This window comes from Chryseobacterium sp. MYb328, from assembly GCF_037572595.1.
Classification (GTDB): Bacteria; Bacteroidota; Bacteroidia; order Flavobacteriales; family Weeksellaceae; genus Chryseobacterium; species Chryseobacterium pennae.
The window spans coordinates 52229-63968 of the sequence record NZ_JBBGZQ010000003.1; the positions used below are offsets into that span (position 1 = coordinate 52229).

Below are 11740 nucleotides of genomic sequence, written 5' to 3' on the forward strand. Positions count from 1 at the left end.
TTTATCTGTAAATTTTGTGTTTCTGAATGGTATTAGCTTTAAAATACTGAACAACCTCATCCGCAATCTGCTCTACTTTTGCGGTATTATCCTGAGTATAATTACAAAGGAAAACATCGAAAGTAAGCTGTTTAAATTCCGGCCATGTATGAATACAGAGATGCGATTCTTTAAGGCAGACTGCCGAAGTGAAACTCTGATTTTCAAATACATGATTGGTAATTCCTACAATCTCTACTTCTTTTGTTTTGAGAATACGTTCTGTAAAAGCAAGAAAACCTGTGCTGTCTAACAACAAATCTTCTGACTCTGTTTCCAAAGTCAGAAGAATATGTAAACCTTTATTTGATAATGGGTTCAATTAATTTTTTCGTAAATATATTATTTTTTTGGAAGAAAAACCTCTGCCAGCATACATCTTGCACTTCCCCCGCCGTTTACCTCAATGGTATTTAAATCTGAATAAATAATTTCACAATATTTTTCAATGGCAGCTACCTGTTCCTGATTTAACGATTGATAAGCTGTCTGACTCATGACAAGGAATTTTTCTCCATCTTTATTCTGAACCTGAAGCATATTTCCAGCAAACTGCTGCATTTGATCTTCTGAAATTTCAACGATTTCTTTTCCTGAATTCTTGATGGTTTCAATCACCTTTTCTCTTTCCAATTCATCATCAATACAATCAAGGCAGATCACTACAAATTTATCTGCCACACACATCATGACATTGGTGTGATAGATAGGTAATCTTTCTGTACCCACAGTCTGATAAGAATGGAAAACAACCGGTGTAAAGTCATACTTTTCACAGAATTCTCTGAATAGGTTTTCGTCTAACCTCAAAGAGACAGATCCGTATGCAATCTTATTATCGTGATCGAAGATCATACTTCCCGTTCCTTCCAGGAAATGCCCCTGGGTTTCAGGAAATGACCAGTCATCAATTTCAGCGACTTCAAATCCCTGATCTTTGATACTTTCAATAATATCATCTCTTCTCTCCACTCTTCTGTTGGAAGCAAACATCGGGTATAAAACCACTTTTCCGTCTTTGTGGAAACTTACCCAGTTATTTGGGAAAATAGAATCCGGGGTATGAGGATCCAATGTATCTTTAATAGTAATTACATTGATCCCTTTTTCTCTCAGTTTCCCAACGAAGGTATTGAATTCTGCCAAAGCTTTTGACTGAATATCAGAACCTGTCTGTTCTACCTGAAAGTAATTATTTTTCGCAGTTTCTGCGTTGTAACCGAATGCAATCGGTTCTATCATTAATACTGTATCTGTTGTTTGCATGTTTTTTTGAATTAAAAAATTAAAAGATTCTCTCTCACTATAACTCTACAACTCAACTATTCTCTTACAAGCGGCATTGTAGAGCATCTCAACAAACCACCCATTTTAGAGATTTCTCTGTATGGGATTTCCTCTACAGTCATTCCCCATTCGTTTCTCAAATGGTTGTTCATTCTTGTGAATGCTTTGTCTGAAACAACAACATCCGGAGAAATAGAGAAAATATTCGGGAACATTTCAAACATTTCTTCATCATTGATGTGGAAGCAGTTTTCTTCTCCGAAAATATCGATGATCAGGCGGTAATCGCTTTCGTCAACAAATCCGTTTTTGTAGATGATACATTTGTCTTCTCCCACCGGATTGAAAGTACAGTCCAGATGTAAGATTCCCTCAAACGGAATTTTATCATTTTTCTTCAGTTCAAGATCAATGATTCTTTTCTTGGGGAAGTATTCTTTTAAAATTTCAATGGCATACTCGTTGGTTCTTGCCGTTTTATAGTTTCTGTAATCTTCGCTGAAACAGGTTCCGATGAAAATAAAATCATTCCATACGATCACATCGCCACCTTCAATATGTGCTGTTTCCGGAAGATTGATAATCTTTCTCCAGGCCACTTTTTCAAAAACGCTTTTGTATGCTTCCTGTTCATCTGCTCTGTCTGCAATCACATTTGAAATGATCATTTTATCATCAATTACAAATGCTACATCTCTTGAAAAGACCTGATTATAATCTTGGATAATGCTTGGGCGTAATACTTCAACGTCATACTTTTTTAATACCGCTTCAAAAGCGTTCATTTCATTGATAATATCCTCTTCTTTAGGATAAATGTTGTGTTCAATTGAGTAATATGACTTAGCGTCATAACTTTCCTCTAGCGTGGGAACGGCTCCCAATGAATTAGGCTGGCCCAGAACTACTGATCTCAGCCTGCCCGTTTCGTTTTTAATGTTTAGTCTCATAAAGATTTATGCAATACTACAAATATAAGTAAAGGTCTCTATCTAGAAAACTTTTGGATTATTTTATACCTGAATTTCGGCCTCCGCAAGAACATCCTTTCAGCGAAATTTACCCCCTATTCAACAAACCGCAGTATAAAGTATAAAAGAACATCTATAAACTACTATATTTCATCTACATAAGGACCAAAAAATAGATTTTTTTATAATTTAATTTCCTACATTAGTGATATAATTATCGCGATAATTATATATATTAAAACTTAACTATTAACATCAAAAACAAAGTTATGAACAAGAACATTCAAGTGCTGAAAAAGGCACAAAAATTAGGTAGAGACCAACAAAAATCAGTAATCGGAGGAGCAATACCAGGCAGAAGATGTTGTGAGTGGGATGATGTCACTGGAAAATGTTTCATCTGGACATGTGACAGATGTATGTGCCCATAAAATATCCTAGGCCGTTTCTACAAAATGCAGAGGCGGCTTTTTAATACTTTATCATCAATCTGCTTTTGGAAAAGATATTTATACGAGACTCTTTATTTTTCTTTTTTGAGTATAAAATATCCTCATTATTTTATGAAAAAAAACATTACAACCTCATCTAAAAAGATACAAAATTCTATATTTCATATACATAATGATAAATTTTTCTTTTTTAAATAAAATAAATTCCTATATTAGTGATATAATTTCCGTGAAATTATATTGTTTACAAATTAACTATTAACATCAAAAAATCAAAATCATGAACAAGAACAATTCAGTGCTTAAAAACGCGCAAAAATTAGGAAGAGAGCAACAAAAATCAGTAACCGGAGGAATTGGCCCTACTAAGCCAAGATACTGCTGTGAATGGAATGACGACGGTAGCTGCAGAATCTGGACATGTGGTAACTGCGTTTGCCCTTAATAAAAATAATAAACCTGCTTTTCCAAGCAGGTTTTCTTTTATCTTGCTCTGTTTTCTTCCTCTGTTCTCTGAGATTCTTTTGCCTGATATTTTGAGCCTCCAAAGCTATAGCTCAGTGAAAAATAGAAACGACTGTTATCCCACCAATGCCTAAACTGATTGTCCATAATCTGTTTATGCCTGAACTCTAACTGCTGATCATAGGTATCAAAAATATTATTATAGCCGATCTTTGTGTTCAGCTTATTATCAAGCCAGGATTTTTGAATGGATAGATCTATGCTATACCGTGGTTTGATAATATAAAGACTGTTTCCGGTTTTAGATTCATAATTAGCAAATAGATTAACAGTGTATCCTTTGGGTAAAGTAAACACTTGGTTTACCCTGATTTCATAGTTATAAATCCCCAGTGTAAAAACCTGATCAAGATAAGGTCTGAACTCATAATTGTAATTTCCAGCAATCTGGCTTGTCATATTCCACCACTTTGTAATTTTCACAGGAAAACTTGTTTCCAGGACTACAAAATTACGGTATGGAAGATTGGCTCCCAGATATTCCAATACATTGGTTTTCGGATTATATATAGGGTAGCGGGCCATCACATCTTTTTCTTTTCCTATCGTAAAACTTGTGATCCAATTTTTGTATCGGTAGGTTACTTTGATCTGGCTTGTAAAAGAAGGCTGCAGATAAGGGTTTCCTATCGAGTAATTCAAAGGGCTGAAGTAATAGCGAAATGGATTAAGCTGTGAAAAAACAGGCCTTGTTATTTTTCTGCTATAGGATAGTGAAAGTTCATTAGATTTATTAAATGTATAGTTTGCACTGAAGGATGGTAACCATTCCAGATAATTTCTTGAAACAATAGAATCTAAAGTAACAGCATCAGAAACACTATTTGTATTTTCAAGCCTTAATCCTGCATTGATCTGAAGTTTTCCAAATTTTTGTTTATAGGCTAAATACCCTGCCAATATTTTCTCTTTGTAGGAAAACAGATTACTTCTATCGGGATCGAATGCAAACTGGTTATTCACAGATAAAGTATCATACCTGATATTGTTGTTGGTATCAGACTGGCTATATTTAAGTCCTGCCTCTACTTCTGCTTCTCCTATTTTTTGAGAGGCATCAATCTGCCCTGTATAAATATCTATCTTATTAACAAGATCAGATTTCCAATAGGACAATACCTCAGAAGAAGCTTTGTCTCTGTTAATAAAATCGTCTTTCTGCTTGTTTTTCACGGAGAGATAATTACCTAAAAAATTTATTTTAAATCCTTTATTTTGAAAAGAATAATCAGTGGTAATCCCGTAATTGTTCTGGGAATAGTGCATTGGATTTTCATTTCCGGTATTAAAAACAAGCTGTTTTTCACTTTTATCAGTAGTATATAATGAACCTAAGCGCATCCGGTCAATCTCCCTGGAACTGCCCCTTAGGTTCAGCCTTAGCCTGTTTTTATCATTCAATCTAAAATCTGCTCCTGCCTGAATGTTGTACACATTTACCTGATCCTCCTGATAGGTTCTGGTCCTCATAACATTGGTATTAGCCAGCCGTTGTAGGGCATTGTATTGATAAAATGAGATTCCATCGTTATATCCTCCCTGAAAACTGTATGCTACTTTTTCTGTGTTATAAGTAAGATTCAGAGTATTCTCCCGGGAGTTGAACTTATATGCATACAGATTCCCATTATAATTTCCTTTCCAACCCAGATCGGTATTCTTTTTCAGCTTAATGTCAATAATTCCTTTAAACTCTGCATCATATTTTGAAGATGGATTGGTGTTTACTTCAAGAGATTCTACCATTTCCGGTGATAAAGACCGTAAATAAGCCTGCAACTCCTGATTACTCATTACAATAGGTTTGCCATCAATGAATATGGCGGGAGTCACTCTTCCCCCAATAAAGATTCCTTCTTCCTGATCGATAGTTACTCCTGGTGTTTTTCTTAAAACATCAAGCAGATGGGTGGAAGTCTTAAAGTCTTTATTTCCGGAAACAGCCACCGTCAAATTTCCGTCATTCAATTTGACGCTTCGTGGGGCGGCTTGGATAACAACTTCTGAAATATTTGTTGTTGAAGACTTTTGCCGAGCCAGAGAATCCGATTCATTATTTCCCGTGGCTTTCTGTGCCTTTCCAAAAATTGGTAGAAATAGTAATAACAGAAAGAGCCATAATTTGATCATCATAATTTTTAAATTTTATGAGATCAAAAGTATTGGCTTATGGTAAAAATCAGGTTTTAGAATTAAAATTCAGCAGTACGAAATTATAAATTGAGACTATGAACCCCAGTCTCAGAAGGCGTTTGCATCTGTTTGTATAAAAGTGGTGTGGTATTCTTTATTTTCTTGAATGTTGAAAAGAAAGTTGATTTTGAATTGAATCCAACCTCATATCCAATCTCTTCAATTTTTAAATAAGAACCATTTTCTATTTTTCCGCAGGCTTCACCAATTCGGTATTCATTAATGTACGTGGAAAAACTTTTCCCTAAATTATCATTCAGCAGCTGGGATAGCTGATGGGTTGATATATTCATTCTGAAGGCAAGATCACTTAATTTAAGATTTGGATTTTTATAAAGTTCTTCTGTATTCATCAGTTTTTCTAATCTGGAAGCAAAATTATCTGCCTGTTCTTCTGAAATCTTTTTATTAGAATATCTGTTACCAGGATCTTTTGCCGGAATCTGTTGATCTTTTTTATTGAATAAAATTAAAAAGTTAGCATACAGAACAAATGAAAAAACCAGACTTCCTCCTGCACAATAAATCTGTACCCAACCTGTAGAAATTAGCTGGTAAGTCAAAAAGATAATCACATTACTGATGAGAACCGGAAGAACAAATTTATTAGTGCTTCTGATATTCTGCTTAGAAAAAATATAATACTGATAAACTGTGAGGCAAATAAATACTGACCAAACAGTATATATAAAACTTCCAAAATAATCATCCCAAGCCACCGGAAAGACTAAATATAACAATCCAACAACTCCCAAAAGAACGGTTAAAAATCCAAACGCTTTTCTGGATGAATTCAGGTCAAACTGTTCCTGATAAAGGGAAGATTTGATGTAATAGTATAAAGCAGGACCTGCAAAAAACAATGCAGACATCCCCAGATGCGGAATGATCCTTGGTAATTCGGGATAAAAGTACATACAAACTGCTATCCCAACTCTACTGCTTAACATTAAAAGCAAAACTCCCAGAAAGAAATCCTGTAAATTTCTCAGTCTTTTAACGAACAGCAGATAAATACCAAGCAAAACTCCATTGAAAGCTCCCAAGGCACTGAAAAAAAATAGTATATGTTCTCCGAAAGTCATTGTTAATTAGTTCTTATTTTTAAATACTGGCCAGAAAATAATATTCATTTCTGATCAATAGAAACGGATTTCAGCTCGTTTAATCAATCAATATCATTCATCTTATCTTAGCCGAAAACTTACATTCTGCAGGAGTAAATTTAGTCATTTATTGAATTCAATTTCAACAAGATATATAATTTTATAAAAAATTTTGGTTTGTTTTGGCTAAAGCCAATGGATGATTTGATTTATGATTCAAATGGGCTAAAGCCCATTTCTATTGAATGACAAGCATTGTGGATAATTATTGTGGATAACACTGTTTGAATATTTATAAATGAAGCTAAAAGCTGCTTAATAAAAAGCTTTTTATTGGTAATTAAAGTTTCTCGCAGATCTTATCACAGATGATTGCAGATATCAAAATAAGAGATTTTAAAACTTATGTAAACTCCTCATGCAATATGCTTATAACTTAAAATCACTTAATTGTTTCAATCATTTATGACTTTTGTGGTGAATAATTTTCTAAAGAAAATTGTAAATAATACGAAATTGTGCTGTTTCCATTTAAAGAAAAATTCTTAATTGTCAAAAACAAAAAATCCCAAAGCAAGCTTTGGGATTTTGATATGGTAGAAGCAAATATTATCTGCTTGCGATATCGATATAGTTTCTTTCCTGAGCACCTTGGTAAACCTGTCTTGGTCTTCCGATCGGGTCTCCTTTCAATCTCATTTCTTTCCATTGAGAGATCCACCCTGGTAATCTTCCTAATGCAAACATTACAGTAAACATTTCTGTAGGAATTCCTAATGCTCTGTAGATGATTCCTGAGTAGAAGTCTACGTTTGGATATAGTTTTCTTTCTACGAAGTACTCATCTTCAAGTGCTACTCTTTCTAACTGCATTGCAATGTCAAGAGCTTTATCCTGGATTCCTAATGCTTTCAGGATATCGTCAGCAGCTTTCTTGATGATTTTTGCTCTTGGGTCGAAGTTTTTGTACACTCTGTGTCCGAATCCCATCAAACGGAAGTTATCATTCTTATCTTTAGCTTTAGCAACGTATTTAGATACATCACCACCATCTTTCTCGATAAGTTCAAGCATTTCGATTACAGCTTGGTTAGCCCCACCGTGAAGTGGTCCCCAAAGTGCAGATACCCCAGCAGAGATAGAAGCAAAAAGACCTGTGTGAGCAGAACCTACCATTCTTACTGTAGAAGTAGAACAGTTTTGCTCATGATCTGCATGAAGAATTAATAGTTTATCTAAAGCACTTACTACAACCGGATCGATTTCGAAATCGGCGTTTGGTAATCTGAATGCCATTTTGTAGAAGTTTTCTACGTAGCTAAGGTTGTTATCACCGTGGTTTAATGGTAAACCTTGAGTTTTTCTGTATGTCCAAGCACAAAGGTGAGAGAACTTAGCGATCATCAGCTCAGCTGCGTGATCCATTTCTTCTTTAGAGTTTACGTTAACGGCTTTCGGATTGAAGGCTGTCAATGCAGACGTCATAGAAGATAAAACTCCCATAGGGTGAGCAGAACGAGGAAAAACATCAATGATCTTTTTCATCTCATCTGCGATGAAGTTATATTTTTTAATATTGTTGTCGAAAGAAGTAAATTGATCCTGAGTAGGTAATTCTCCATGTAATAAAAGATACATTACTTCTGTGAAGTTAGATTTTTCAGCAATTTGCTCGATTGGATAACCTCTGTAGAATAATTCTCCTTTATCTCCGTCTAAGTAAGTGATGTCGCTAATAGTAGCTCCTGTATTTTTGTAACCTAAATCCAGAGTGATTAAACCTGTCTGGTCTCTTAATTTCGAAATATCAATCCCTCTGTCTCCGATAGTACTATCTACGATAGGATATTCATATGAATTACCGTCGTAATTCAATATTACTTTGTTGTCTGACATTATTTATTTATTTTTTTTAAATATACCACTTTCCATAAAATACGGCAAACAAAAATTATCGCTTGCCGTTATTTATAAATTCAATTATCTTTTTATTTTGAATGCTTCTAAACCTGGGAAAATAGCAGTTTCACCCAATGCTTCTTCAATTCTTAACAACTGGTTGTATTTCGCCATTCTGTCTGATCTTGAAGCTGAACCTGTTTTAATTTGTCCACAGTTCATTGCTACCGCTAAATCAGCAATGGTAGAATCTTCAGTTTCTCCTGATCTGTGAGACATTACTGAAGTGAATTTGTTGTTCTGAGCCATTTGTACGGCTGCCATTGTTTCAGAAAGAGAACCAATTTGGTTTACTTTTACAAGGATAGAGTTAGCAATATTTTCTTTTACTCCTCTGGATAGTCTTTCTACGTTGGTTACAAATAAATCATCTCCTACAAGCTGTACTCTGTCACCAATTTTATCAGTTAACATTTTCCACCCCTCCCAGTCATTTTCCTGCATACCGTCTTCAATGGAAATGATTGGGTATTTTGCAGCCAGTTCAGCTAAGTAAGAAACCTGCTCGCTGCTTGAAAACTGAGCTGCGTCCTGAGTCTGGAATTTTCTGTAATCATAAATTCCGTCTTTGTAGAATTCAGAAGCTGCACAGTCAAGTGCTAACATAATGTCGTCACCTGGCTTATAGCCTGCTTTTTCAATGGCCTGAAGCAATGTATCCAAAGCATCTTCAGTTCCTTTGAAAGTAGGAGCAAAACCACCTTCGTCACCTACCGCAGTAGATAAACCTCTTGAATGAAGAATAGATTTTAGATTATGGAAAATTTCTGTTCCTTTTCTCAATGCGTGAGAGAAAGAATCTGCTTTTACCGGCATGATCATAAATTCCTGGAATGCGATAGGAGCATCTGAGTGAGAACCACCGTTGATTACATTCATCATAGGAACAGGAAGTGTGTTTGCATTTACACCACCTACATATTTGTATAAAGGCATTCCCAATTCTGCAGCTGCAGCTCTTGCTACTGCCAAAGAAACTCCAAGGATTGCATTAGCTCCCAGATTTCCTTTGTTAGGAGTACCGTCAAGATCAATCATGATCTGATCGATATAATTTTGTTCAAAAACCGGCTGACCAACTAAATTTTCTGCAATTACTTCTTTTACATTTTCAACAGCTTTCAAAACTCCTTTTCCTTGGTATTCTGAACCTCCGTCACGTAATTCTACGGCTTCATGCTCTCCTGTAGATGCTCCTGAAGGAACAGCTGCACGACCCATAGCACCGTTTTCTGTAAATACATCCACTTCAATGGTAGGATTACCTCTGGAATCTAAAATCTGTCTTGCTTCTATGTAAGAAATTGCACTCATTTTTTATTTTTTTTAGTTTAGACAAATTTAATCAAAATTTAACTTTTAGGGGCATTTCGCAGGTTTTTTTTGAAATAATTCGAAGTTAAATTTTAGTTAATTTATATTATGATAAACTCATGATTTACTTCCCAAAAAACCTTTCTTGAAATCACATCAAAAAAGGTTTCTATTTTTAAATTGAATATCTATACTTATATAGAAATGGATAGGTTTGCCTAAATGATTGTTATTTTATTCAATCTTTTTTTCATCAGGAGTATTGACGAAAACACTTGGTTTCTCAGAGTCTAGTCCCCAATTAAGGCCTAAAAAAGAAATCAGATTATCTTTCTCTCCGTAATTTTTGCCAAACGCCGCGTTAATATATACTTTATCCGATACTTTATAAGCCACTAAACCATTGGTTCGAAATGTTTTTTCAATATCATTGATACGATAAATATATTCCCAGGAAACAGAAAACCTTTTATAAGTAAACTCTGCCTTTCCTCCAAAATCATAGTTTTTAGTTCTGAGAAATTGCTGATTGATGTCTAGCGCTGTTCCATCATCAAGATATCGAACGATCCCGTAAAAATTAAGTTTCTTCTCTGCTTCAGGATTCTCTTTTTTTGTAAAATCAAAACCTGTATTCAACGTTAACCAAAACCCTAGTTTTCCAAAGTGACTGTTTGAAAATTTATTATCAGAAAAAAAAGTACTGTAGCCACCAGCAAAATCCACAGCAAGTATGGGGGAGGCTTCTAAGAGGCTTCTGTAATAATCGACATTTTTGAGCCCATTTTCATTCTCTTCATACTTTTTTAGTAACTTGCTTAAGCTGCCTTCTAATAAATCTTCACAATCTGAAGGACTTAAATTTTCATCAATACACTTTTGTTCAATTTCTAATTCTTTATCGCTTAAATATTTACTGATCAATTTTAATTGAGCTTTTTTTGCAGAATCTTCTTTTACAATTTTTTTGAGATTATCCTGAGTTCGAATCTTAATTAAAGTTCCTCTTACACTTACAGAGAATGCCGGATTTTTAATATCATCATCTGAATTTAGAATTAAATCTCTCACAAATCCTAATGAAAATGATGCTTTATTCAAGTCATTAAAAACATTTTGTTTATATACTTTTCCGTCATATTCTTTAAACCCTGCATATTTGAGCGAATTCATTCCTTTTGAACGTAGTAGCCAATATGGTGTAATTTCAAATGCATACGTATCCGGAATTCCTTCACTTTTCTTAAATGAATTGACTAAACTTAAAACAATTGCTTTTTTTGACTTTGGAGTTTCCAATTCGGAGGGAGAAATACCCAACAGAATAATAGACGCTGGATTTGAAATGGCGAGTTCTTTAAGTTCCACATCAATTTCCTTTACTTCGGTGTTTTTATTTTGTGATCTATATCCATGTATAGATATAAAAGTCAACACCATCAAAAATATCTTTTTCATGATCTTCATTTTATATTTATCACTTTTACGCTAATAATTCTTTTCATTGGAGAAAGGTCAGCCTTTGTATTCTTCTCAAAAGGAAGTACCATATTATCCTGACCTCGTAAAGTATACATAATGCTAGTGTGCTGCATTGCTGGATCTAAAAGACTATCATTAATACCACTAAAATCAAAAATGTGGCGAATACGTAATCTTTTACCCTGTATGATGTCTACCGTAATTACATCATCAGAGCCGTCATACAAATCATTAATTGTGGCCAGATACCTTACGTTTGTATTTACCTGGGCATCCGTGGAAATCGTAATTGTTAAAACATAATCGTTATCATCTCCCGTTAATTTAAAAGTTTTAACTGATTTTTTAATTAGAGTTTTCATGGCTATCAAGTTTTATATATCAAAGTTCGGCCTAAAAAATATATTTGTCA

General features: G+C 34.4%; 10 protein-coding genes. 1 reads left to right on the forward strand and 9 read right to left on the reverse strand.

What is annotated here, in order from left to right; genetic code table 11:
• Position 1: 1 nt before the first annotated feature.
• The 3 genes from WH267_RS04190 to WH267_RS04200 are packed head-to-tail and all read right to left on the reverse strand — an operon-like array spanning position 2 to position 2276.
• A complete protein-coding gene (locus WH267_RS04190) occupies positions 2–361 on the reverse strand; it encodes an S-adenosylmethionine decarboxylase family protein (protein ID WP_115973432.1) in 360 nt (119 codons plus the stop codon).
• A gap of 20 nt (positions 362–381) precedes the next feature.
• Entirely contained in the window at positions 382–1305 is a 924-nt protein-coding gene (gene ctlX / locus WH267_RS04195; protein ID WP_115973431.1) for a citrulline utilization hydrolase CtlX, read from the reverse strand.
• 56 nt (positions 1306–1361) lie between these two features.
• Positions 1362–2276: a dimethylarginine dimethylaminohydrolase family protein gene (locus WH267_RS04200; protein WP_123320571.1), complete on the reverse strand. Its 915-nt coding sequence runs from the start codon at positions 2274–2276 to the stop codon at positions 1362–1364.
• Between the two features lie 753 nt (positions 2277–3029).
• Between WH267_RS04200 and WH267_RS04205 the strand changes: the two genes are divergently transcribed.
• Positions 3030–3194, forward strand: a complete 165-nt coding sequence (locus WH267_RS04205; protein ID WP_165852311.1) for a hypothetical protein — start codon at positions 3030–3032, stop codon at positions 3192–3194.
• 38 nt (positions 3195–3232) lie between these two features.
• Here WH267_RS04205 and WH267_RS04210 read toward each other — a convergent pair whose 3' ends face one another.
• From WH267_RS04210 to WH267_RS04235, 6 genes are all read right to left on the reverse strand, one after another.
• Complete coding sequence (locus WH267_RS04210) at positions 3233–5407, reverse strand: TonB-dependent receptor domain-containing protein (RefSeq protein WP_340005982.1); 2175 nt, start codon at positions 5405–5407, stop codon at positions 3233–3235.
• Between the two features lie 80 nt (positions 5408–5487).
• On the reverse strand, positions 5488–6552 hold the full coding sequence (locus WH267_RS04215) for a helix-turn-helix domain-containing protein (RefSeq protein WP_340005984.1): 1065 nt from the start codon (positions 6550–6552) through the stop codon (positions 5488–5490).
• 630 nt (positions 6553–7182) lie between these two features.
• On the reverse strand, positions 7183–8469 hold the full coding sequence (locus tag WH267_RS04220; RefSeq protein ID WP_115973426.1) for a citrate synthase: 1287 nt from the start codon (positions 8467–8469) through the stop codon (positions 7183–7185).
• 84 nt (positions 8470–8553) lie between these two features.
• On the reverse strand, positions 8554–9846 hold the full coding sequence (eno, locus tag WH267_RS04225; protein ID WP_115973425.1) for a phosphopyruvate hydratase: 1293 nt from the start codon (positions 9844–9846) through the stop codon (positions 8554–8556).
• A gap of 234 nt (positions 9847–10080) precedes the next feature.
• The gene (locus tag WH267_RS04230) at positions 10081–11304 is read right to left on the reverse strand and encodes a hypothetical protein (RefSeq protein WP_340005987.1); all 1224 of its coding nucleotides are present in this window, start codon (positions 11302–11304) and stop codon (positions 10081–10083) included.
• A 5-nt stretch (positions 11305–11309) separates the two neighbouring features.
• Entirely contained in the window at positions 11310–11690 is a 381-nt protein-coding gene (locus WH267_RS04235; protein WP_115973423.1) for a hypothetical protein, read from the reverse strand.
• Positions 11691–11740: the final 50 nt, after the last annotated feature.